Consider the following 23,450-nt stretch of genomic DNA (forward strand, 5'->3'; position numbering starts at 1 on the left):
AACCTCCGCGAATTTTTTATAGAATAAAATTACTACTCTAAAATAAGCCGTCAAAATAATCTTTATATTTTTGATACGAAGATTTATCGACGGTTAAACTTACTACCGTATATTTTGAATTTTCTTTTTTTATTATCAATTTAATATCGTGTTTTATGCTTTTTGATTCAAGGTCATAGACGCTGTTTATGATTTTAAATTTTTGTTTTGTTCCATTGATGTCCGTATTTTTTGAAAGTACCTTAGAAACCTCTCCCGACGAAGAAAAATATCTTATCAAAAAATCGATTTCTTTTCCGCTTATATCAGGGACTAGTTTTAAATCTACAGTATTTACATTTAAAAAGGCCTCGTTTCCCATCAAAAATGTATTGTCGGCTATCTGCTTCCATTGGCTGTCTAACAAAAGTTTAACTCCGTCAACGGTTCTTGTTTCTTTTTTTGCCTTGGGGTTTAAAACAAATTTAGACTCAAGAGGTTTAATTTCTTCGAGAGGGCTAAACTCAAAAAAAGTTTTTTCGTCTTTTACCCTTCCCATTTCTACCAGTTCAAAGGCTTTTTCTTTATTGGAATCTAAAATTTCTTTTATATGAAAGAGGGGAATGTAGGAGTGGAATTTTATCTCGCTTTCGCCTCCGAATTGTTCTTCATTTACTATTTTGGAACCGGTTTTTATTACAAGGCTTTCAGTTAATTTTTGTGTCTTCCATGAGTAGAGTTTTGGGAGGATTCCCATAAGGTAGTTAACCGCATAGGTGTAGGCCGGATCGGTGTTAATACCCGAAATATTATTTTGACCCGTTATTACAAAGTCTCCATCTAAAATTTCTCCGCTAAACAAAACCTTTGCAAAGACTTTTCCGTTTGAGGTATATAAGAAACTGCCTATTGTGTTGCCGTTATAATATAAAAAGCCGACCCATGTCTGCTCTTTCCATGAAAGGTCTTGATAGATAAGATAATCTCCGGATTCCGAATCCTCCCATGCCGATTTTTCCTCGGCAGTGAGGTTAAAACTTACTGCCGTGAATAGAAAAAAAAGTAGAAAAACCGAAATTAAAATCTTTTTCATCTTAAGAATCCTTTAGTTTAATTTTGCAAGTTCTTCTTTTACGGTTTTTTCAACTAAGTCTATAACCTTATCTTTATCGACCAAGCGGCTTTCTTCCACCTTTCTAAGTTTAAATTCAATATTGGGAAGATTTTTTTCGCCGACTACGAGCCTTATCGGAATGCCTATAAGGTCCATATCCTTAAACTTAACGCCCGTTCTTTCTTTGCGGTCATCTAGGAGGACTTCAATTCCTCTTTTTTTACATTCGTCATAAAGGCGGTCGGCTTCCTTTTGCATTTCTCCCTCGTATTTTATGGGGACTATAGCAACCTGAAAGGGGGCGATGCTCATAGGCCAGATTATTCCGTTCTCATCGTGGTGTTCTTCGACAATTGAAGCTGTAAGTCTGTCAAGCCCTATGCCGTAGCAGCCCATGGAAGGATGCTGTTGTTTTCCGTTTTCATCGAGATAGGTCATATTCATCGCCTTCGTATATTTATATCCCAGCTTAAAGATATGTCCGAGTTCGTTTCCTTTTTTGGTGTAAAGAGGCGCACCGCAAACCGAACACTTATCTCCTGCCCTTACCGTGCGGAGGTCAAAGATATAATCGGGGGTAAAATCCCGTAAAGGTTCTACATGAATTAAATGCTTATCCCTTTTTAAGGCTCCGGTTACCGTATCGTGCATCAGCATAACGCTTTCATCGGCTATGATCGGAATATTTTTTAAACCTGCTGGGCCGATAAAACCTATAACAGTTCCCGTAACTTCTTCTACCTCTCTATCACTTGTAAGAACGGCTTCAGATGCTTTAAGAGCAGATTTTAACTTTGCTTCGTTTACTTCCAAGTCACCCCTTATACAAACCGCAACCAGCTGTCCCCCATCAATACCGTTTTTATGCTTATTGTCTGCTGTCTTTGCAGCAAGGACTTCGGAATTCTCTATACGGTAAATTAAGGCCTTAATAAGGCAATCACTGGGCCTTTTTAAAAAAGAAGCTAAGGCCTCTATTGTCCTCACATCAGGCGTATCGATTTCTTCCATAACCGGGGTTGAATCTTGGGAGGTATTTCCGTTTTCCGGCTGTTTATCGGGCGCACAGGCTGCCTTTTCTTCATTTGCTGCATAGCCGCAAGAAGGGCAGATGAGGAGGGTGTCGTCACCAACGGAAGATTCTACCATGAACTCTTGGGAACCGCTTCCTCCCATGGCTCCTGAGTCGGCCTTTACTCCTATTACCGTAAGACCGCAGCGCTTAAAAATCTTTATATAAGCTTTTTCAAAGCTGAGATAGGCTTCGTCTAAACTTTTATCGTTTGTATGGAAAGAATAGGCATCTTTCATAGTAAATTCGCGGGTTCTCATAAGTCCGTATCGGGGGCGGATTTCATCGCGGTATTTTGTATTTATTTGATAAGCCAAAACAGGATAGTGCTTATAGGAAGACAACTCATTCTTTAAAAGAGCAGTAAAGGCTTCTTCGTCCGTAGGGCTTACTACCAATTCTTGATTTAGGCGGTTTTTAATACGCAAAAGTTCAGGCCCCATCGAGTCCCATCTTCCCGATTCTTGCCAAATTTCACCCGGAACAATTACGGGAGGCTTAAATTCGAGACAGCCTATTGCATCCATTTCTTCCCTGATAATTTTTTCTACTTTTCTAAAGGCCTTTAAACCGAGGGGCAAATATGCAAAAAGTCCGTTAGCTAAATTTCTTATCATTCCTGCCCTTAAAAGCAACTTATGGCTTTCAACAACGGCCTCATTAGGGACTTCTCTCAAGGTAGGCATATACATCTGCGTCATCTTCATAATTTATAACTCCAATAAAAACTTTAACTCCAATAGAAACTTTTTAAAGTATATATTGTACCTCTTTTGATAAAAAAAATCTATAGGCCGGATTTTTTAAAAACGCGCGAACTCTAGTACAAAATACAAAAAAGTGATATACTCTGTTTCTAATCGGCCTTTATTTTGTTTAGACAGTAATAGGGCGGCCTTTAAAGGCTGATGTTTTTAGAGGCGATTTATAAATTACTAGGAGTTTTCATGTCAATGCTTTTTTATGCAGAATCGGCTTTAAGTTTCTTATTTTCAATCTTGCTGATTATAAAAAACGGCTCGAGCCTTGCCGTTATAGCCTTAATCTTAGGTGCGGCTTTTTCCGCTTGGACGGCCTTTTGTACTTATTCTTTTTTTCAAAAAAAGACCGTAAAAACAATGTCCGTGATGCGTAAAACTATGGAGTATGTGCCTTATTTTTTTATGGCTTGTTTTATTATGTCCAGAGCTGTGCATACCGAGCAGGATAGGTCGATTCTTGATGCCGTCTTAGCTTTTTATTGGATTGCGATGATTATTTATACTAGAGTCCTTTTGTTTAGACTAAAGGATAAGAGGCTTCCTAAGTACTTTCCGGAATTACCTGAGCTTCCTAAGAAAAAGCGTTCTTTTATTTTAGAAATTTTAGATTGGGCCGATGCAATATTGCAAGCTGCCTGTGTAGTTCTTCTTTTTAGCGTTTTTGTCTTGCAGCTCTATGTAATTCCTTCCGAGTCTATGGTTCAGCAGTTTATGATAGGGGATAGGGTTGCAGGCTTTAAGCTCGCAGCAGGGCCGACTTTTCCGCTTTCTTCATTCCGCTTTCCTCAAATTTATAATTATAAGAGGGGAGATGTTGTCATAATCCGCAATCCCCATTATGAAGATGAACCCAATAATGAGCTTAAATTCTTTACTTCCCAGTTGGTTCAGTACTTAACCCTCACTATGGTCAACATCAACAAGGATGAAAACGGCAGGATTAAGGCCGACCCCTTGGTTAAGAGGATTGTGGGCCTAAGCGGAGAAAAACTGATGCTTGTTGATGGGGTGCTTTATATAAAAAAGGCTGGCGAAAAGGATTTTAAGGCCTTTGATGAAACTTCTTATGCCGTTTGGGATTTATCTAAGCTGCCTCAATCAAGCCTAAAATACGTAAAAGATGTAAAAATGAATACTGAAGACTTAAACCGTCTTCAATCGGTGGAATCTTGGCGGGCAAGGGTTGATTTTGACGAGGCCGAAAAGGAAGCTCTTTCCCTTGTTAAAAAGATGAAAGAAATAAAGGCTAATCCCGATAAGGTTTTTTCGGCCAAGGATTTTTTAAGTAAGGGACAATATCTTGCGAGCCAAATGGCTAGAGATAACGAAGCTATAGCTTCAAAAATTTTGACGACTGACGGCGGGCTTATGTGGTTTGAAAACTTTTTAACTTCATGGAAAAAGCCTATAGAAAAAGATTCCTACAATCTATACGAGATGAGAAATGCCCAGCTCAATGTTCTTATTAAACTCGGGTTTGGAAAGCTCCTTGTACGAAATGCCGAACTTTATAAGGCCAATGTCAGCGAAGCGGTTTTTTCTTCGGATGCAGAACGTCAAGCTATTATAAACGAGCTTGGTGAATACCTATATTATTTGGCTCTATCACCGCAAAGAAACATGGACGAATTCCCTAAGGGAGAAGAAGAATACATCCCTGAAAACTGTTATTTTATGATGGGGGATAACCGCTTTAATTCCACTGATATGAGGCATGAATATCAATACCATTTGGAAGCCCTAAGCAAGGACGACCCTATGTCGATGATGTTTGTAACAAATGTAGCACCCCGTTATATACATTCCTCAAGGATGCTCGGTACGGTAAACCTTATTCTATATCCCAGAGCCCGTTTCGGTTTGGTAAAATAAATTAAATCTTTTGGTAAAATAGATTGAATCTTTTGGTAAATATAGATTGAATCTAAGGAAAGCCTCAAAAAACTTCAGTTTTTTGAGGCTTTATTCAGTTACTGCTTACTTGAAGAGTTCGGGAAAGTTTTTTTTCGTCTGCCCATTCGGAGCGGGCTTTAAATACCTCGCTTCCGTCCTTAGCTCTTATTATGGAGTGTATGCAAACGTTTTCCGACCGGCTTGATCTGCATATAAGGTCTTCACCGTACATAGCTGAAGAAAGAAAATTGGTATCCAAGGTTTTTAGAAGTTTTCCTTTACAAAAATCGGCACTCATATAGGACAAAATCCACCTCAAATAGGTTAAATTGTTTACATGGGAATTTACATCGATATCCAAAAGGGTGGGGCGGAAAGGCTCTTCTATGTTCCAAGTTTCAGGCAACTGGATTTTTGCAAAAACCTTGCCTTCAAGGTGTTCTTCATTAAAGGCTAAGTTACCGAAAACCTTTGTGTCCGGTTTTACAGGCTGCCCTGTTTCTGAGTTCAATATTACCCAACAAGAACTTGCCCTGAAGATGGGCTCTTTAAGTTCTTTATATTCTTCTTTTATTGAATATAGATTTTCTTTTCCTTCTTCGATACGGAGGTTTTCAGCTAAGGCATCATCTATAGAATTTTTTTTGCCTTTTTTTGCATAAAAGAAGGCAAAGTCCCTCAAACAAAAAAATCCCTTCGGCGTCTGAGCCCATGTTTGAACTATTAAATCATCCATCCAAAGAGGGTATTCTGTAATTTCAAAATGCTGCTTTGTGATAACCCAGGTTAAGCTCATTCTTTGCAAATGAGGAATTGAAAGGCCTGTACAGCTGTAATGCCCTGCAGCCAATTCCTGCACCAAAATCGCAAACTCCATCGGAGTTGCCCTGCATTTTCCGTCTATGTTTTCCGTAAGCACCTTATGCCTAATAGTATATTTATTATCGATAATCATAGCCGGATTATAGCAGTTTTTTAAAATTGTTTCTAGGTAATCGATTGACAAGCGGTCTGGCGAGTGGTCTGACGACCGTCTGACGACCGTCTGACGGTAATCGACATATTTTATAAAATATAATATACTATAAGCCGGTTATAAATTAGGAGATATGTATTTATGAGAACTTTTTTTAAATTTGCACGAGTAGTTTTTTTTGGATTTCTTATTGCAGCTTCCGTTTTTGTCGTAAGCTGCGGCATAACCGGCAATACTGTCCTTAATAAAGATAAACCGCTTGTATTTTTTAACCGCCAGCCTTCAGATCCGGCAACAGGAAAAATAGATATGGCTTCTATGAACTGGAATGATAAGACCTATTACGTAGGTTGTGATGCCGCAGTCGGCGGTGCATTTCAAGGAAAACTTATTACCGATTTTCTTGCATCTGCAGAAACTTCTCTTGACAGAAACAGTGACGGCATTATCGGCTATGTTCTTTGTATAGGAGACGTAGGCCACAACGATTCAAAGGCTAGGACGGAAGGTATCAGAAAGGCTTTGGATACTTGGGCAGGTTCTACCGATCCCGATAAAACAAAGCAGGGTTCCGTTACTATAGCAGGAAAAACCTTCGGTGTTATTGAGCTTGAAGGAAAGGCTATGACAGGGACTGACGGTTCTACATGGAATGCCAATGCAGCAACAGCGGCTATGGATGAATGGACTGCAAAGTTCGGCGATAAAATCGACATGGTTGTTTCAAATAATGACGGTATGGCAATGGGGTGCTTACGAGCATCGCACTATCCTGCAGGCGTTCCGATTTTCGGATATGATGCAAACGAAGATGCCATCGAAGCTGTAGGCAAGGGGCTTCTTACCGGTACTGTTTCTCAAAATGTTGATGCACAAGCTGCCGTAACCTTACAAATTTTGCGCAACTTACTTGACGGTTTAACCGGAACTGATGTATACAGCAAGGGTATTACAACTGAAGATTCTTACGGTAATAAAATTTCAGCTCCTGTTCAGTACTGGGTAGATGTAAAGGCTATTATGGCTGCAAACTCAGGTGTTACAACCGCTAACTACAAAAACTATCTTGGAAGAAAAAGAGAGCTAGGAGTTAAGCAGACAAATGCTCTCAAAAAAAAGGTTCTTTTAACAATTTATAACTCAGGCGACAACTTTCTTTCTTCTTCATACTTGCCTGCATTAAGATACTATGCTCCTCTTTTGAATCTTGATCTGACAATTGTTCAGGGAGACGGGCAAAACGAATCAAGCTTTTTGAATAAATTTACAAATCTAAATGACTTTGATGCTTTTGCAATAAATATGGTTAAAACTAATTCAGGCTCAGACTATATTGATAAGTTAAAATATTAATCTTTTGGTTTACTAAAATGAGACAAGCAAATAAACAAGTTGTCATTGCTTGCCTCATTGCTTAATCTACGTGATTACGGTTCTGTTACATTTCCTCGTGCATCAAGGTAGTACACAGGGATGGCAACAACTGAATTGCGATCGTTTCGCCATTTTGATTGCATACCTTTCTGAAGCGGGCTGTAATAATAAGCCTTTGAGCTTGCCTCACAGATGGATGTCCAAAAGTCTTTGCTAGTAAATTGAGCAATCTTTTCGGCTTCATCCCGTGAAGGCAGCCATCCGCCTTTGGAAACACAATACATAACTGCACAATTTGCGGCTGTATGCGTTTTGGAGCCATTCGCTTCGAATTCGGCTTTTAGGAAAATGCTGTTTTCTTTTCCGGCTCCTATGTCCGAGGATAGGTTCTTTACGCTTATAAACTTTGAGGAATTAAGATCCCAGGGCATCGGCTCTGATGGAGTTCCCATCGCAAGAAATCGCCATGAGCCTGCACCTGTATTTTCCCATACGATAGTCTTATCTCCAACTCTATCGCCTACTGCAAGCTGCCTTACCGCCGGTTTATCTTCCGGAACGGCCATACCTTCCAAAAAAGCACAGCTTGAAAAAAGCAATGCAATCAATGCGGTTGTGATGAGCACCGCAGCTCTCATTTTGTTCTGTGTTTTAAACTTTGTCATATATACCTCCTGTCAAAGTTATTTTTTAATATTTACCATTACTAAATTAATTATCACATTGCAATATTTTAAAAACTTCTTCCTCCGCCTCCATGTGTTTCCCCTGAGGAAGATGTGTGAGTAGTGCTGTTGCTTCCGCTGCTGTTTCTATTCGATTCAATAACATGAGATACCGTATTGGTAGAAAGAAAGGTGTCATTGACTGTTGCAAATGAGACAAGACTGTTCTTATTGACATCATAGAACGGTGCGGCAGCAAAGTTTCCCTTGTTTTTATATTTTTTAAGCGTTCCTAAAAATTTAGAAAGAAAGACTAATATTGCAAGGCCTAAGCTCAGTAAAATCTCCAAAAGGGAAAGGCTGTTATAAAATCTTCTGCCTAGAGTATTAAGATATGACTCTATTCCGCTGAGATAATCGTTTTCTTTTAAGCCTCCGTCTATAAGAGAATCCAAAAGTCTTTCGACAGTACTGTCGGTAATAGTTTTTATTGTTTTTTCTCCATGGGTTGAAATATGGGCATGTCTTGTACCCGGAGTTCCGTCCCCTGTTATAATGAGTAAAAGACTTCCTTCTTTTTTAGAACCTTGACCATAACCATTGTAATCAAAATAATCATCGGCATAGTCTTGAGGACTTTTTTCTCCCGCATCGGAAACAATAACAACAACTGCATCAGAACCGCTCTTTTGGGAAACTGTTTTAAGACGTTTTTCTATTTTAGCAAAAACTTCAGGCTGTAGAACGCCCGCTTCATCTATCAAAAGTTTTTTTTCACTTTCTGAATAAACGTTTATGCAGATAAAAAACATTAATGCGTAAATAATTTTTTTTGCTACCATATAAACCTCCCGCCTAAGAGTAAGAGAGCTGCAAGAATTCCCGATATAATACCTGATACAAGGGCAAGTTTAGATTTATTTACCGGAAGCTCGCCTGTAGCTTTTCCTGTTTCTCCATTCACCGCAAAGACATAGGTTTTTCCCTTATAAAGATAGGTAAGTATCCATGAGGGGAGCAAAACATAGTTATAATTTTTTACGGTATAGGAAGTATTATCCTGTTCATCTTCAATACTTCCGCCATAATCGGTAGAGTCTTGAATAAGCCCTTTAGTATAATCTTCCGCTCTGCCTTTTATTATAGGCTCTATATCTTCCTTTTTAATATCATATTGCTCCGAAGAAAAGCCGGCAAGATAACCTTGAGAAAAATCTTTTTGGTTCTTCAAATCATAGGGACTTATTGCATTGATAAGGGTTTTGTCTATCTTTGTAAAAGCCAGCTCTTGAAACTTATCCAACTCAATCTTTCCCGTGCGGTCAATCTTATACTTATCCGTTTTTGTATATTCAGTGTTCCCGCTTCGAGTCGTAGATATTTTAAGTCCCGTAGCATGATAGTCAACGTCAGCTGTAACATCAGCCTGCCAATGAGGAAGATAAATCCCCGTCATCTTTTCTTGCGTACCGGTACTTGTAAAGTCTGCGGGTACATAGCTTTTGCCTTTTACCCAAGATGCAAAATGCTTTAAGGCCTCTTTTTTATCAATTTTAAAAGGAATAATCTTATCAGGTTTAAAGTCCCCTTTAAGCCTGTCGGACAAAACTACTGGACTGTGGCAATAGTAGCAAAAGGCCGTACTTGAAGTGTCACCCACCACAACTTCCGCACCGCAGTTGTTACAGTGATATTGTTTTATCTTTCCGTCCCCTGAACTTTCTCCGGTTTCGGAAGAAGAGTTTTCTTCATAGCCTTCCTTTTTTTCTTTTAGCCCTTCCATATATTTGGTAAGTTCTTCTTCCGTATAGCTTGAAAAACAATAGCCGCACTTAAAGCCTCCGGTTTTCGGGTCAAAACTTATAGGAGCCCCGCAGGATGGACATTTATAATTTTCAATACTCATATTTTTCCTCTTTATAAACTATAATTTTGCTCCGCATTCGGGACAGAATTTTGAACCTGCCTTTATTTCTGCACCGCATGAAGGACAACCGCTTCCTTGAGGTTTAGGGCTTCCGCATTCGGCACAAAACTTTCCGGTGTTTTTATGGCCGCATTCGGTGCAAAACCATTCACCTGCGGCTTTACCGCCCGCACCGGCTCCTTGAGCCGCTCCTTGTGCACCTCCCTGAGCGGCCTGCTGCATTTGCATCTGCTGCATATTGGTTTGACTGGCTTGTCCCATAAAACCGCCTGCCGCATTCATGCCCATACCCATGCCCATAAAGGCCATTCCGGCTCCTGCCTGATTTGAACCTGCCGCTTCCATACCGCGGGCAATCGAGCCTTGCACATAGCCCTCTCGTACGCTAGGATCTCCGAGCATAGCTCCTTTATTGCGCATATTGATAAGTTCTTTAGATTCATCATCATAGGAAATACTTGCAATACCGACTGAAAGCACCTCCATTCCCCGCAATTCTTTCCATGAATCATCCAGAATTTGGGACATGTGTTTACTTAAAACCGTACCCTTCGAAGGAATAAAGGAAATGCGCTCGCCTTCCATAGACATTTGGCTGATGGCAGCCTGTAAGGCTTCTAGGAATTCGCTTAAATATTGTTCGTTTATTTCATCAATGTGAACATTTTCGGCATCGCGTGGGCAGGCTTCTTTAAAAAACTTTATCGGATCGGTTATCTTAATCGAATAATTTCCGAAAGTACGCAAAAACAATTCTGCATTATAGAAATTATCAAAGTATTGCAGTGGATTGGGAGTTCCGAATTTAATGCCCTTAATCTCCTGTAAATTAACATAAAATACTTCCTGTTTCATCGGGGTGGTTCCGCCGAATTTAAAACGGCTGAAGGTTTCTTTTAAGGCATCACCGAATTGACCGCCGAAAAGGGAGGGCGAGGCCGAATTTTCTACCTTAAAATAACCGGGCTCCGCCGTATAATCTACTATTTTTCCTCCGTCTACTAACATCATAAACTGGTTTTGATCTACATGAATAATAGAACCGTTTGAAATAATGTCGCTTGAACCTTTTTTGTTTGTGTTCCTCTTATCGGTGCGGACGGCAACGCCTTTTGCAAGAACGACGCTTTCACCCATATCTCCTGCTTCAATAACCTCAAGCCACTGATCGGCTAAACCGCCGCCTACGGCTCCAACTGCTGCTGCTATAAGTCCCATAATACCTCCAATAATGAAGTTGAAAAACGCACGCTCTAAATATAGTGTTGCAGCTGCGTTTTCACACCATCATTATTACACTATATAACATTTTTCCGTATGTTACAACTTTTTTGAAGAGATTTTTTTGTTTTTTGCAAGAAATTAAGTTTCTAAAACTGCGGCTCCCGAAGATATTTATATGCCTCACTAACGGAACAGCCTCTAATAGCTTTATCCCTACAAAATCAGCATTGCGTCCCCATACGAAAAGAATTTATATTTTTCTTCGACGGCATGGCGGTAGGCTTTAAAAATATTTTCTTTTCCTGCGAGGGCGGAGACCAGCATTACGAGGCTCGACTCCGGGGTGTGAAAATTGGTAAAGAGCTTATCTATCAGCTTAAACTTATATGAGGGGTAAATAAAAATATCCGTAGACTGATTGCCCCGTTTTAATTCTTTTCTTTTTTCATCCCATGCGGATTCGAGGGTGCGCACGGTAGTCGTTCCTACGGCTATAATAGGCCTTCCTTCCTTCTTTGCTTTTTCAACGGCCTGAGCTGTTTTTTCCGAAATAAAAAAATGTTCGGTGTGCATCTTATGGTCTTCTATTTTTTCCGCCCGTACGGGAAGAAAGGTACCGAGTCCCACATGGAGGGTTACATATTCAATATCGATTCCCTTATCCCTTATTTTTGAAAGCACTTCTTGTGTAAAATGGAGGCCTGCTGTGGGAGCCGCAATCGAGCCGTAGATTTCTGCATAGACAGTCTGATAGCGATCTGCATCTTCTTGGGTGTCTTTCCTGTGAATGTAGGGAGGCAGGGGCATGTGCCCGTATTTATCCAGCCATTCATCATCGATGATTCTATTAAATTTCATACAGCGGAATTCGCTTTCGAGAGGTATCTCGGACTCGATTATTTCGGCCTCAGTTCCGTCTTCAAACAAAAAGCTTTTCCCGGGCTTTTGGCGTTTTGCTTTTTTTGCCATAACCTGCCAAAGGGTACCGTCCGAGTCCTTCATAGGATTAATCATTAAAAATTCGCAAACCGCATTTGTTTTGCTTTTTGCATAAATGCGGGCATGACGCACCTTCGAGTTATTAAAAACCATGAGGGCCTTTTTTGGCAGTAGTTCCGGCAGTTCCGTAAAGAGCCTGTCCTCAAGTTTTCCGCTTTGTTTGTCTAAAATTAAAAGCCTGTCGCCGCCTCTTTTTTCGGAGGGAGATTGAGCTATAAGCTCTTCGGGCAAGTCAAAGTTAAATTCTTTTGTAAGCATAGTTTTCCGTCACAGTAAGTGTTTTAATTTGCTTGTTCGCCGAACAAGGATAAAATTTTTTTATCTCCGAAGAGCTTTGCGTACCCGAGGGCAGACATACCTAGTCCGTCCTTGATATTGCAGTCGGCCCCGTGTTTTACAAGCATTTCCGCAATCTCGGCTTCACGGCGGCCTACTGAAAGAATCAAGGCTGTTTGTCCGTCCTTGCTTTGAATATTGGTATCGGCTTTTTTTTCGAGGAGGGCTTGTACCGCTTTAAGGTATCCGACTTGAGCCGCATCCATCAGGGCAGAGTAGTTTCTGTCTTCGGCGCAAAGATTTATTGCCGCCCCTTTTTCAAGCAGGAGTTCAAGTGTTTCAAAACATTTGTTTCTTACGGCAAGGGATAAAACCGGCGTTCCGAGGGAATCTTTTTGTGAAGGGTCAAAGCCTGCATCGATAAAAAGTTCTACGATTTCTTTTTCATTATTTTTAACCGCACGCACATAATTCGGAATAAAAAGAGAATAGCCGTTTTCTAAAAGTTTTGAGCGTGCCTGTTCTTTAAGCTGATTTTCCGTAAAGCGTTTTTTTTCTACCTCAAAATAGGCCTCAAAGGACTTAATTGTCAGCATAACAAACGAACGCAAAAAGTTTTTAGGAAGCTCAAGTTTTTCATTTTCTTCCAGCACAAGAACCGGAAGATTTAAACCGGTGGCATAGCCCGAAAAAAACATAAAGCCCAAATAGGCAGCAGGGTTTTTACTGTAAATAAAGAGAACATGTGAAATGTTTTTCATAATATGGCGCGGCGTGTTTAAATTTTCATCTTTCCATATCTCATCTTCATTGTATAAAGTTACATCACATTCATGGGATATGATTATATTTTTAATAGCCATCGCTGCATCTTTTTTCTTTTCATCATAAAAAATAGCGACATTCATAATACTGATTATATCTTCTTACAAAAAAAAGTAAATAGAATGGATTTTATGCTGGTATAATTTTAAAAACTATATTATAATAATTCTATGAGTAAAGAGCTTTGTTCAAAAGATACTAATCTAAGGGCTGCATATATCACCCCTCATCCTCCGATAATAATTCCCGAAATAGGCAGGGGAGAGGAGAAAAAAATAGCTTCAACTTCTAAGGCTCTTAAAACCATATCGAAAGAAGTAAAGCAAATAGAACCTGAAACTATTATAATCATTACTCCACATGCAAAAATGCACCGAGGGGCAGTTACAATAAATACGGCTCCTCTTATCGAAGGAACTATGGCTCAATTCGGCTGTCCCGATTTGCGTTTTTCGGCAAAAAACGATGAGCGGATTGTAAAAGAAATAATCAAAAAATGTAAAAAGATGGGGTTTCCTTATTCGGCTGTAGATATGAATCTCGATCACGGCTCCTTTGTTCCGCTTTATTTTATAAGTTCCGAGTTTTCAAATTTTTCTCTTGTGCATATAAATTACGGAATTATGTTGAGCACAATGCTTGAAGAATTCGGGTCAATTCTTTCCGATATTATTGAAGAAAAAAAATGCAAATCGGTTTTTATTGCGAGCGGAGATCTTTCACATCGGCTTCTTTCTACAGGCCCTTACGGTTTTGCCCCTGAAGGACCCAAATTCGATAAGGAATTTGTAAGAATTATAGAAAAGGGAAGTCTTTCCGAATTTGCCGATATTCCTCCTTTGCTTACCGAAAGGGCGGGGGAGTGCGGGCTTAATTCTTTTTTAATTTTGTCGGGGCTTTTATCCTGCTATAAACATTCTCAAGAGCTGCTTTCCTACGAGGGCCCATTCGGAGTCGGATACGGTGTTGCTCGATTTAATGTTGAATCTATAAGGCAGCCGGAAGATGAGGACTTAGAGATTGTTTTTAACAAAAAGAAGAAATTTATATTGCCCGATTCTCAAACAAAAGACCCTTATATAAATCTTGCACGAAGGAGCATTATCTACTATTTAAAGCATAATAAGTTTTTAAAACCTAAGAATACCGAGGGTATTCAATCGGGAAAGGCCGGTGTTTTTGTATGCTTAAAGAAAAAAGGGGAGCTTCGAGGATGTATAGGTACGATACTTCCTACCAAAGGCCGCATAAGTGAAGAAATAATTAAAAATGCCGTATCGGCTGCCTTAAATGATCCCCGATTTCCTTCCGTTGAGCTGTCCGAAATGAATGAAATTGTATGTTCTGTGGATATTCTTTCAAAACCGGAAGAAATAAGCTCTATTGCCGATTTGGATGTAAAGCGTTTCGGTGTAATAGTTTCATTCGGGCATCGTACCGGACTTCTTTTACCCAACCTTGAAGGCATCGATTCTGCCGGTATGCAGGTCGCCATAGCTCTTCAAAAAGGCGGAATAAGCCCCGAAGAACCTTACCGCATGTACCGCTTTGAAGTTATAAGGCATGAGTAGAAACCTCTTCAATAATCCATTCTCCGACGGTCTTTTCTTCCGGATCAAAACTGACACCGATGAGCATTATCTTTTTATTTTCAGCCCTGTATTTTTCGGCATAGTTTTTTTCTTTTATTTGCTCTAAGGCGGCTTCCGCACTCTCTTTTAGCTTAAACTCAAAAATATAAATCGTACTTTCCGTTTTTATCACTGCATCGGTTCTTCCGTTGGAAACAGGAGTTTCAAGTTCGATAAACTGTCCCAATAGAGCAAATACCAAGTATACGCAAATTTGAAAATTATGTTCCCTCAATACGATGCTTTCCCCGCTGTCTTTTTTTATGTTGTCATAGGGGAGAGCCGCCATTATAGATTTTAACCTCTGCATAAACTCTTCTATCCTGCCTGCAATTATATCCCTATAAAATTGAGCAATACAAAAGGGGCCGTCTGCATAAACTACATTACAATAGCTCGGAAAAAGATTATATAAAAAGCCGTATCTGACTTCATCATTCGGAAAGCCCAGCCTATAAAGCTGTAATAATTTATCGTAACCCTTTATTGTCAAATATCCCGCTTGGAACAATATAGGTATTTCGGAGCCCGCTCCTGCCCTATAATCCGACAAACCGGCAGAGGTCATCTCTACATTTCCGTCTAAGTTAGGGATATGGAAATCTTCTTTTTTTAACGCATTTACTAAAAAGGTGGGCGTTCCCGTTGCAAACCAATAATACTCAAATTGTTGCCCAAAAAAGACATTTAGCAAGCTAAAGGGATTGTACATTCTTTCAGTATCGGGAGAAAAGCAATAGCCGTCATATTTTTGTTTTAGGGTTTTGATGCACTCGTCATAGCTTAAGCCGTTAGCATCAGCTAGGGCTCTTATTTCAGGTTCAAAGGTCCTTAATAATTCTTTTTGGCTTATCCCGCAGATGCCTGAAAATTGAGGTAAGAGGCTTATATCATTTAAGTTGTTTAAGTCGCTAAAAATACTTACCTTGCTGAATTTGGTAACACCGGTTAAAAAGGCTAAGCGTATATATTGATCTGCTGTTTTTAAAACCGAATAAAAGGATTTTAGAGCAGCCCTGTATTCTTCATTTAAGGCTTCATTATCCATTGAATATAAAAGAGGCTTATCGTACTCGTCGATTAGCACAGTTACCTGTTTTCCCGTTTTTTCATAAGCTCTTTTTAAAGCACCTTCAAAACGTTTTGCATAATTACCCTCTTCTTTAGCGGCCCCATATTTTTTTTCTAAATCCGATAAGAATACATTAAAATTGGTATTTAAGGCTTCAATACAGTCATATTTACCGACATTAAAGTCCAAGTAAAAAACGGGATATTCCTGCCAGATTTCGCGCTTTCCCTTTTCGGCTTCTTCAAGGCTTTCTATTGCCAAGCCCTTGAAAAGTTCTTTTTGCCCTAAAAAGTAGGCTTCTAATGTCGAAAGGAAAAGGCTTTTTCCGAACCTGCGGGGGCGGCTTAAAAAATAAACTTTACTTGCATTTGCAAGACGAAAAACATATTCGGTTTTATCCGCATAGAGGAATTCTTTTTCGCGTAAATCCTTAAAACTTTGTAAGCCTATAGGCAATTTTCTGCTAAAATCCATCATAGTTATAGTCTAACATAAGGTAGGTCAATTGTCAATTATTTATATAGGGTTCAATAGGTTCCGCTTCTATTGAACCGAATGTGTTTATAAGTTATACTTGAAAAAGAAACTTGAGGTGAAAAAAATTAAAAACCGAAAATTTAAATTATTGACATATTTTTTTTGTAGTCTGTTCTTTGTTATCTTGTTGACTTTTTCTTGTAAGAGCCGCCGAATTGCCGAACCATTGGAGCCTTCTAAGCCTGAGGTAACCGAAAAGGAACCGGAAGACCCTTTTTTGGGTGTCTATGTTATGAGCTTTCCTTCATTTCGAAGCGAGACATCCCAAAGCGGAGCATCCCAAAATGAGATATCCCGTTTTGGGATTACAAGTTATTCGGTGGAATTTAAGGCCGATCAAAGTGCAAGGGTTTTGCTTTTTAAAGAAGGAAGAACGGAGCCTGAAATCTCACATGGTAAATGGCTTATAGCAAAGGACGGGATTATTATTTTGTATTTTGAACAAAGTGTCCTGAGCGAATTTTTTATAAAAAATGATGACGGTTCTCTTTCATTTTTAGACGGTCAAAGAAAGCCCTATTCGGGAGAATTGGGTAAACTTCTTATTTTGCGCAAAATTAAAATAAGCCAAGACGATCCTAAGTAAAGGAAATATTTGATGATTATATTTTTAGTTGGAATGAGCAGGGCAGGAAAAACTGAAACGGGAAAGATTTTAGCAAAAAAATTAAAAGCCTCCTTTATAGATACCGACGCTTATATGGAAGAATTTTACGGGAAAAATATAAGAGAACTTTATCAGACCTTTGGAGAAAAAATTTTCCGTTTAAAAGAATTTGAATGCTTTAACAAAATAATCGGCAAAAACGCCGTTATCTGTGATGACAAAAACGCCGTTATCTGTGGAAACAAAAACGCCGTTATCTGTGGAAACAAAAACGCCGTTATAAGCACAGGCGGCGGTTCGGCTGATAATATTCTACTTATCGAAAAAATCAAATCCCATCCAAACATCGTTTTAATAGATACGCCTCCTTCCGAAATTTTTTATAGAATAAAAACGGCTGCACATAAAGAAGGCTTTTATCCTGCATTTTTAGGAGAAAATATTAAAAATGAAAAAGATGCGGAAAAACGTTTTTTTTCAATATATGAAAGGCGTATAAAAATCTACAAGGCCCTATCTTCATTTTCAGTAAACCCGAAGGGGATCTCGCCCGAAAAAACGGCAGATAAAATCATTTCATCTTTAGTTAAATAAAATTTAAGGCTTGATAAAATCCTGTTCTTATGTTATCATTATTCTATGAAAAGAATCGATAAGGAGTTGAACTCCATTACTGAATTATTCCCGTCCGATTTTACGGATGATGAAAAGGCTCTCGCGAAAACGCATTTTTTAAAAAAACTGTCGGTTTTAACCCACAGTTTTTACGGCGGAAAGCTCCAGACTGTCCCCAAATGTGGTTTGTACGGTTTTAATTGGTTTAACGTTTGGTATACGCCCGGCGTTTCGGCAATTTCTACCTCAATTCGCGATGATAATGAAACATCCTTTGCTCTTTCCAACAAAGGTAATTTGGTTGCGGTTGTAAGCGACTCTACACGGGTCTTGGGCGACGGCGACTGCACTCCTCCCGGAGGACTGGGTGTTATGGAAGGCAAATGTATGCTTATGAAGTATTTAGGCGGCGTTGACTCTTATCCTCTATGTATTGATTCAATTGTACGCGTAGATGAAGAAAGCCGCAGAAGCGTCAAAGCAGGCAAACACGATCCCGACAAGATAATCGATTTTGTCAGAATGCTCGAGCCCTCGGTAGGAGCCGTAAACCTTGAAGACATTCAGCAGCCTGACTGCTTTAAGGTTTTGGATACCTTGAGAGAGGTCTGCGAAATCCCCGTCTGGCATGATGATGCTCAAGGCACCGCCTGTATAACCCTTGCGGGTCTTTTGAACGCCATAAAACTTGCCGGTAAAAAGATGGAAGACTGCAAGATTGTACTTTTGGGAGCAGGAGCATCAAACACGACAATAGCCCGTCTTATCTTGGCTGACGGCGGTAAGCCTGAAAATATGATTATCTGCGACTCAAGGGGAGCATTGCATTCCGGCAGAAAAGACATAGAGGAGGATAAACGCTATTACCGCAAGTGGGAGCTCTGTTTACAGACCAACCCCCAAAAGATACAGACCTTTGATGAGGCAATGAAGGGTGCCGACGTTTTAATCGCTCTTTCTACACCCGGGCCCAACACCGTAACAAAGGAACAGGTAGCCTCGATGAATAAAAAAGCTATCGTCTTTACATGTGCAAACCCCATCCCTGAAATCTGGCCCCACGAAGCTAAGGCCGCTGGCGCCTTTATCGTCGGAACGGGACGAGGAGACTTCCCGAACCAGATTAACAACTCCGTATGTTTCCCCGGTATTCTAAAGGGAGCTCTTTTGGTAAGAGCTAAAAAGATTTCAGACGGAATGGCTATCCGATGTTCTCACTCGATTGCCGACTACTCCGAGAAAAAGGGCATAAATCCCGACAATATCATAGTTACAATGCAGGATGAAGACGTATTCGCTGTTGAAGCTGCCGATGTTGCAATGCAGGCAATTAAGGAAGGTCTGGCCCGTGTAACCATGACATGGGATGAAGCCTACGAGAGGGCAAAAAAAGATATCGAAGAAAGCCGCTCCTTGACTAAGATGTTGATGGAAAAGAACTTCATCAAAGAGCCTCCTCAGGAGTTCTATGAAAAGGCCTTAGAATATGCTGTCGAGCAGATTAAAAAGAACAGAAAATAAATCTTTCTAAAAATCTTTTTGGATTTTTAGAAGTACTTTGTACAAGACCGGCCGGCTCTTAAAAAGAATCGGCCGGTTTTTTATTGAAAACCGGTTTTTTATTGAAAACCGGTTTTTTATTCAAAACCGGTTTTTTAGTTACCAATCTTTCCACGAGATATAAGCCCCGTGCTCATCGGTTGCCGGAAAAGAAATGTTTCCTGCATAAACTACATTTGAGTTTTTTATTTCGGTACCGCTGATGGAGCAAAATTTTTTTATAGAAGAAAAGAATTTTTCGTTCATTGTGGCAGAGGACTTTATTTCGTATATTTTAAGAAGAGGCCTTCCTTTTGAGAGTTTTTCTATTATCAAGTCGATTTCAAGACCGTTGGAATTACGCCAATAAAAAGCTTCTGCATCCCTTCCCCTAAAAAATTCGTTTTTGTAATAAGTGCTTATTATGAGGTTTTCAAAAATTCCTCCCCTTAAATAATGGGTGCCTACTTGTTCATGATTTTCTATTCCCAATAGGGAACAAACCAAGCCCGTATCATAAAAATAAAGTTTAGGAGATTTAATGAGCCTTTTTCCGTAATTTTTTGAATATGGCTTTAAGAAAAAAATAAGCCCGCTTGTTTCAAGAACTGAAAGCCAAGAACGAGCCGTTATTACCGAAAGTCCCGCCTCATTTGAAAGCTCTGTAAGATTCAGTATTTGTCCGGTTCTACCTGCACACAGGCGGATAAATTTATGAAAAGAAGATAAATCGTTTATGTTTTTTAAATCCCGTAAATCCCGCTCAATGTAGGTTTTGATATAAGAGCGGTAAAAATCTTGGGGCAAAGGTTTTTGGTCATAAATACGCGGATAAAAACCGGTAAATAAACATTCGTCGATATTTTCAATTAAAAGATTACTCTCTTTTAACTCCCGTATCGAAAAGGTTGAAAGGTTTAAAACGGCACATCTTCCTGCCAGAGTTTGGGATATTGACTGCATAAGTAAAAAGTTTTGCGATCCTGAGAGGATATAAATGCCGATTTTACTGAGAGAATCGGTATGGGTTTGAATATACGAAAATAAATCGGGAACACGCTGCACCTCATCGAAAATAGCCTTTTCGGGGTAAAGGCTTAAAAAATATCGAGGGTCTTTTTGGGCAGCCTGCCTTATATCCAAGTCTTCAAGAGAAACATACTTCCAGTCAGGGAAAAGGTATTTTAAAAGAGTCGATTTTCCGCATTGCCGGCAGCCCGTTAATGCAACTATCGGAAAAGAAGAGACTAACTGCTTTAATTTTTTTATAATATGCCTTTGGACAAGTCTTTTTTTCATAAAAAACCTTTTTTTTCAATTTATGCTGTAAAAACCATGTAAATCGTATAGTCTATTATATGATTTGCATAGCTTTTTGTCAAGGTTTTTTATTTTATATAACAATATATAAAATAAAAAGTTTATTAAAATATTTTCAAGGTTTCGGAAAGAAGTTTTTCAAATTCGTTTATAAGTTCATTATGCATAACTCTGCAAGTTTTTCCTGTATAATGTGCTTTTATTTTCTAATTTTTCTCAAATTACTAATAAAATTTTTAAAATAAAATAAAAAAAATATTTGACAAATTCACAATAGTATGTTTTAATATATGCAGTGTTTTTAACACATAAAAACAACAGGAGGAATTTAATGAAAAGTTTTGTTAAGTTTTTATCATGTATGCTTGCAGTGGCTTTGGTATTTACTGCATGTGGAGGCGGCACCGGAACTGCCGCAGGAGGCAAAAGCCCGGTAAAGAACGGTACCTATGTAGATAAGGTTGTCTACTCCGTAAGTACCGATCAAACGGTTGCCTTAAAAGATGTTATTGAGGGAAAAGCCGATCTTATGTTTACCTCTGTTCCGCCGGTACTTTTGTCGGGTTTGAGCGATGAAGACAGAGACAAGATAGATGTTTATCCTGTTCCTACAGGTTATTGGTCTCTTCTATTTAACCCTATTCCTAACAAGGCTCCCTATGTTTGGAAGACGGAAGCCGGAGAGGAAATGTTTAACCCCGTTGCAATCAAAGAAGTCCGCTATGCCTTTAACTGGTTAATCAACCGAAAGAAATTGGTAGATGAACTTCTTTTGGGTGAAGGTTCTCCTATGTACACACCCTGTACTGTAGGTCTTCCCGGAGCATACCGCTATAATATCTTGGCTTCCAAATTCGGAATCACCGAAACGGGAGATGAGCAAAAAGCTATCAGCATGATTGAAGACGCTATGCAAAAGGCTTCTCAACTTGCTGAAAACAAGGGAAAACTTGTAAAAGAGAACGGAAAATGGATGTACAAGGGCAAGCCCGTTACAATCAAGTCTATAATGCGTGTTGACGATCCTACAGGCCGTCTTCCTGCAGCCCGTTATATTCATGCTCAGATCGAAAAAGCCGGTCTTACGGTTGAAGGTTTTGAGAGAGATAGAAAAACAGCCGGAAGTCTTGTTTACGGCGGAAACCCTGCCAATTATGATTGGACGATGTACCTTGAAGGCTGGGGTTCAGGCGGTTTCTACGTAACATGGGAAACTCCTCTTTGTCAGATGTACAGCCCCTTCTACGGCTACATGCCCGGAGGCGGAGAGGCCGAATTCTGGAATTATTCAAACGAAAAGCTCGATGTTTTAGGAAAAAAGGCAGCATACGGTCAGTATTTGACTGCCGAAGAATTCTTTAGCGAGACCACCGATATGTGTGCATTGGGAATGGAAGAGGCTATCCGTGTTTATGTTGTTTCTCAAAACGATTTATATGTAGCCAATAAGGGAAGATTTAATTCCCGTCTTTTCTATGGAACCTCTGACGGCTTTAACGGCTGGACCGTAAGATGTGCCGATGTTAAGCCCGATGCTGACGGCCCCTATAAGGGAAAGAGAGTTTTACGAGTATTGCAGTTCTCGGCTCAAGGCTCCTTATTTATGTCTGAATGGGATCCTGTAGGCGGACAGGGCTTTAGCGATACCTATAGTACTGCCTTTTTTAATGCCGTTACCGATAGAGCTTCCTTTGATAACCCTGCCGTAGGACGATCCGAATTTGCTATGTCGACTGTTGATGTTGCAAATGCAAAATTCGCTCCCAAATTCGTAGCCACAGGTAACAAGACAGAGGAAGGCGATGATGAACTTGCAATGGGCGGTGATATTCCCGTTCCTGCAGAGGCTGTTATGTATGACACGGCTTCAAAAAAATGGGTTCCTGCCGAAGCCGGTCAAAGTGTTGCAACTGTTGCAACAGGTAAGCTTGTAGACGGTTATTACTGGCATCACGGCGAACCTGTCGATCTTAACGATGTCAGGTATGCCTTTGCTTTTGCTTATGAGTGGGCTATAAAGGACGGAGAGGGAGACCTCTACTATGATGCTCCTTTAAGCAGTGTAACTCTTCCAAGTCTTAAAACCACAAAGGGTATAGTATTTAATAAGGACGGTTCTATCACTACATACAGCAACTACTTCCATGCTCCTATTCCAAGAGATACAGCTATAACTGTAGGCGGTTTAAGCGTAAAGGCTGCTAACCCCGGACGACGAACAAATGTACCTTGGGAAATTTATGAAGCCTTGGCAGAAATGGTAGTACACGGTTCAAAGAGCGGAACGGTTTATAACTTTGCTAAAGACGGCGGAGAGCGCGGTGTAGAAGCAAACGTTAAAAACCCCGATTGTCTTGCAGATATCAAGGCTAAATTGGAAGAATTTGTTGCTTCAAAGCATATTCCTGTGTCTTTAAAGGACTTTATAAATGAAGATTATGCCGTTAAAAGATACAAGGCTTCTATAGACTTTATCGAAAAATACGGAAATGCTTATATTACAACAGGTCCTTTAATGTTCGAAAAAATCGATCCTATTACAAGCTCCGTCGTATTAACCAACTTCGATAAATATCCTTATAAGAGCGACTACTTCCCGAATATGTTTAAAACAGACCTTACAGAAATTCAGTATGTCAAGGCTCCTGTAGCCCCTTCGGCAGACAAGGATGCCGTATTTGAGGTAACCGTTTCTAAGTATGCTTATCCTGAGGTTGAAAGAGTGCCTCTTGATAAGGGAAAGGTTGAAGGCCGGCTCCAGCTTCCTTCAGGCGGAGAGAAGGTTTATGAAGCTAAAGCAAGCGGGGATGGTAAATTCACGATTACAATACCTGCATCAGAGGTAGCCGGACTTGAAAAAGGTGTAGAGTACATAATGGTTGTATTAACCTCAATTTCCGATGAGCCGCCCTCAGCAAATTCGGTAAGCTTTACAATCCTTAAATAGAATTTAAGATTGTAATTTAAATCAAGATGCCTTGAAGCAGGGCATCTCTAAAAGTCTGACAAGGTTTTTTAGAGATGCCCAAAAGGCTTTGAGGCAT

18 protein-coding genes are annotated in these 23,450 nt (G+C 39.7%); 7 read left to right on the plus strand and 11 right to left on the minus strand.

Annotated features, from left to right (window positions below; all coding sequences use genetic code 11):
* Positions 1 to 37: 37 nt before the first annotated feature.
* Positions 38 to 1,072: a DUF7954 domain-containing protein gene (locus JO40_RS07820; protein ID WP_044978850.1), complete on the minus strand. Its 1,035-nt coding sequence runs from the start codon at positions 1,070 to 1,072 to the stop codon at positions 38 to 40.
* 12 nt (positions 1,073 to 1,084) lie between these two features.
* Positions 1,085 to 2,872, minus strand: a complete 1,788-nt coding sequence (locus JO40_RS07825) for a proline--tRNA ligase (protein WP_044978851.1) — start codon at positions 2,870 to 2,872, stop codon at positions 1,085 to 1,087.
* Between the two features lie 240 nt (positions 2,873 to 3,112).
* Between JO40_RS07825 and lepB the strand changes: the two genes are divergently transcribed.
* Positions 3,113 to 4,798 carry a signal peptidase I gene (gene lepB / locus JO40_RS07830; protein ID WP_044978852.1) on the plus strand — a complete coding sequence of 562 codons (1,686 nt, stop codon included), beginning with the start codon at positions 3,113 to 3,115 and terminating at the stop codon, positions 4,796 to 4,798.
* A 94-nt stretch (positions 4,799 to 4,892) separates the two neighbouring features.
* Here the strand turns inward: lepB and JO40_RS07835 are convergent, their stop codons facing one another.
* Complete coding sequence (locus JO40_RS07835; RefSeq protein ID WP_044979760.1) at positions 4,893 to 5,774, minus strand: acyl-[acyl-carrier-protein] thioesterase; 882 nt, start codon at positions 5,772 to 5,774, stop codon at positions 4,893 to 4,895.
* 162 nt (positions 5,775 to 5,936) lie between these two features.
* On the opposite strand from JO40_RS07835, the gene JO40_RS07840 reads away from it, so the two are divergent.
* Positions 5,937 to 7,148, plus strand: coding sequence for a substrate-binding domain-containing protein (locus JO40_RS07840; protein ID WP_044978853.1), 1,212 nt, complete (start codon positions 5,937 to 5,939; stop codon positions 7,146 to 7,148).
* A 74-nt stretch (positions 7,149 to 7,222) separates the two neighbouring features.
* On the opposite strand, the gene JO40_RS07845 is transcribed toward JO40_RS07840, so the two are convergent.
* The 6 genes from JO40_RS07845 to JO40_RS07870 form a co-directional block, all read right to left on the minus strand.
* On the minus strand, positions 7,223 to 7,834 hold the full coding sequence (locus JO40_RS07845; RefSeq protein ID WP_044978854.1) for a hypothetical protein: 612 nt from the start codon (positions 7,832 to 7,834) through the stop codon (positions 7,223 to 7,225).
* A gap of 68 nt (positions 7,835 to 7,902) precedes the next feature.
* On the minus strand, positions 7,903 to 8,676 hold the full coding sequence (locus JO40_RS07850; protein WP_044978855.1) for a TPM domain-containing protein: 774 nt from the start codon (positions 8,674 to 8,676) through the stop codon (positions 7,903 to 7,905).
* Positions 8,670 to 9,740, minus strand: a complete 1,071-nt coding sequence (locus JO40_RS07855; RefSeq protein ID WP_044978856.1) for a TFIIB-type zinc ribbon-containing protein — start codon at positions 9,738 to 9,740, stop codon at positions 8,670 to 8,672. Before JO40_RS07855 ends, JO40_RS07850 begins: the two co-directional genes overlap by 7 nt.
* Before the next feature lie 18 nt (positions 9,741 to 9,758).
* Positions 9,759 to 10,979 carry an SPFH domain-containing protein gene (locus JO40_RS07860; protein WP_044978857.1) on the minus strand — a complete coding sequence of 407 codons (1,221 nt, stop codon included), beginning with the start codon at positions 10,977 to 10,979 and terminating at the stop codon, positions 9,759 to 9,761.
* A gap of 219 nt (positions 10,980 to 11,198) precedes the next feature.
* Positions 11,199 to 12,242, minus strand: coding sequence for a tRNA preQ1(34) S-adenosylmethionine ribosyltransferase-isomerase QueA (gene queA, locus JO40_RS07865; RefSeq protein ID WP_044978858.1), 1,044 nt, complete (start codon positions 12,240 to 12,242; stop codon positions 11,199 to 11,201).
* A gap of 23 nt (positions 12,243 to 12,265) precedes the next feature.
* Complete coding sequence (locus JO40_RS07870; RefSeq protein ID WP_044978859.1) at positions 12,266 to 13,168, minus strand: ankyrin repeat domain-containing protein; 903 nt, start codon at positions 13,166 to 13,168, stop codon at positions 12,266 to 12,268.
* 87 nt (positions 13,169 to 13,255) lie between these two features.
* Between JO40_RS07870 and amrA the strand changes: the two genes are divergently transcribed.
* On the plus strand, positions 13,256 to 14,656 hold the full coding sequence (gene amrA / locus JO40_RS07875; protein WP_044978860.1) for an AmmeMemoRadiSam system protein A: 1,401 nt from the start codon (positions 13,256 to 13,258) through the stop codon (positions 14,654 to 14,656).
* On the opposite strand, the gene JO40_RS07880 is transcribed toward amrA, so the two are convergent.
* Positions 14,640 to 16,262: an ATP-binding protein gene (locus JO40_RS07880; protein ID WP_044979761.1), complete on the minus strand. Its 1,623-nt coding sequence runs from the start codon at positions 16,260 to 16,262 to the stop codon at positions 14,640 to 14,642. The genes amrA and JO40_RS07880 overlap by 17 nt on opposite strands.
* Before the next feature lie 100 nt (positions 16,263 to 16,362).
* Here JO40_RS07880 and JO40_RS07885 point away from each other — a divergent pair, with 100 nt between their 5' ends.
* Genes JO40_RS07885 through JO40_RS07895 form a run of 3 tightly spaced genes read left to right on the plus strand, consistent with a single transcriptional unit; the run spans position 16,363 to position 19,068 of the window.
* Positions 16,363 to 16,911, plus strand: a complete 549-nt coding sequence (locus JO40_RS07885) for a hypothetical protein (protein ID WP_173402613.1) — start codon at positions 16,363 to 16,365, stop codon at positions 16,909 to 16,911.
* A 12-nt stretch (positions 16,912 to 16,923) separates the two neighbouring features.
* The gene (locus JO40_RS07890; RefSeq protein ID WP_044978861.1) at positions 16,924 to 17,526 is read left to right on the plus strand and encodes a shikimate kinase; all 603 of its coding nucleotides are present in this window, start codon (positions 16,924 to 16,926) and stop codon (positions 17,524 to 17,526) included.
* A gap of 45 nt (positions 17,527 to 17,571) precedes the next feature.
* Complete coding sequence (locus tag JO40_RS07895; protein ID WP_044978862.1) at positions 17,572 to 19,068, plus strand: NAD(P)-dependent malic enzyme; 1,497 nt, start codon at positions 17,572 to 17,574, stop codon at positions 19,066 to 19,068.
* Positions 19,069 to 19,206: 138 nt separating this feature from the next.
* Here the strand turns inward: JO40_RS07895 and JO40_RS07900 are convergent, their stop codons facing one another.
* Complete coding sequence (locus JO40_RS07900; RefSeq protein ID WP_044978863.1) at positions 19,207 to 20,385, minus strand: ATP-binding protein; 1,179 nt, start codon at positions 20,383 to 20,385, stop codon at positions 19,207 to 19,209.
* Between the two features lie 352 nt (positions 20,386 to 20,737).
* Between JO40_RS07900 and JO40_RS07905 the strand changes: the two genes are divergently transcribed.
* On the plus strand, positions 20,738 to 23,353 hold the full coding sequence (locus JO40_RS07905) for an ABC transporter substrate-binding protein (protein WP_044978864.1): 2,616 nt from the start codon (positions 20,738 to 20,740) through the stop codon (positions 23,351 to 23,353).
* Positions 23,354 to 23,450: the final 97 nt, after the last annotated feature.

The organism is Treponema putidum, assembly GCF_000755145.1.
Lineage (GTDB): Bacteria > Spirochaetota > Spirochaetia > Treponematales > Treponemataceae > Treponema_B > Treponema_B putidum.

Excerpts from the sequence above, each read along its gene's own strand:
- JO40_RS07870 (WP_044978859.1), bottom strand. The coding sequence starts at position 13,168 with ATGAATGTCGCTATTTTTTATGATGAAAAGAAAAAAGATGCAGCGATG.
- JO40_RS07860 (WP_044978857.1), bottom strand. The coding sequence starts at position 10,979 with ATGGGACTTATAGCAGCAGCAGTTGGAGCCGTAGGCGGCGGTTTAGCC.
- JO40_RS07880 (WP_044979761.1), bottom strand. The coding sequence starts at position 16,262 with ATGGATTTTAGCAGAAAATTGCCTATAGGCTTACAAAGTTTTAAGGAT.
- JO40_RS07850 (WP_044978855.1), bottom strand. The coding sequence starts at position 8,676 with ATGGTAGCAAAAAAAATTATTTACGCATTAATGTTTTTTATCTGCATA.
- queA (WP_044978858.1), bottom strand. The coding sequence starts at position 12,242 with ATGCTTACAAAAGAATTTAACTTTGACTTGCCCGAAGAGCTTATAGCT.
- lepB (WP_044978852.1), top strand. The coding sequence starts at position 3,113 with ATGTCAATGCTTTTTTATGCAGAATCGGCTTTAAGTTTCTTATTTTCA.
- JO40_RS07895 (WP_044978862.1), top strand. The coding sequence starts at position 17,572 with ATGAAAAGAATCGATAAGGAGTTGAACTCCATTACTGAATTATTCCCG.
- JO40_RS07855 (WP_044978856.1), bottom strand. The coding sequence starts at position 9,740 with ATGAGTATTGAAAATTATAAATGTCCATCCTGCGGGGCTCCTATAAGT.
- JO40_RS07845 (WP_044978854.1), bottom strand. The coding sequence starts at position 7,834 with ATGACAAAGTTTAAAACACAGAACAAAATGAGAGCTGCGGTGCTCATC.
- JO40_RS07905 (WP_044978864.1), top strand. The coding sequence starts at position 20,738 with ATGAAAAGTTTTGTTAAGTTTTTATCATGTATGCTTGCAGTGGCTTTG.
- JO40_RS07835 (WP_044979760.1), bottom strand. The coding sequence starts at position 5,774 with ATGATTATCGATAATAAATATACTATTAGGCATAAGGTGCTTACGGAA.
- amrA (WP_044978860.1), top strand. The coding sequence starts at position 13,256 with ATGAGTAAAGAGCTTTGTTCAAAAGATACTAATCTAAGGGCTGCATAT.
- JO40_RS07900 (WP_044978863.1), bottom strand. The coding sequence starts at position 20,385 with ATGAAAAAAAGACTTGTCCAAAGGCATATTATAAAAAAATTAAAGCAG.
- JO40_RS07820 (WP_044978850.1), bottom strand. The coding sequence starts at position 1,072 with ATGAAAAAGATTTTAATTTCGGTTTTTCTACTTTTTTTTCTATTCACG.
- JO40_RS07890 (WP_044978861.1), top strand. The coding sequence starts at position 16,924 with ATGATTATATTTTTAGTTGGAATGAGCAGGGCAGGAAAAACTGAAACG.
- JO40_RS07840 (WP_044978853.1), top strand. The coding sequence starts at position 5,937 with ATGAGAACTTTTTTTAAATTTGCACGAGTAGTTTTTTTTGGATTTCTT.
- JO40_RS07825 (WP_044978851.1), bottom strand. The coding sequence starts at position 2,872 with ATGAAGATGACGCAGATGTATATGCCTACCTTGAGAGAAGTCCCTAAT.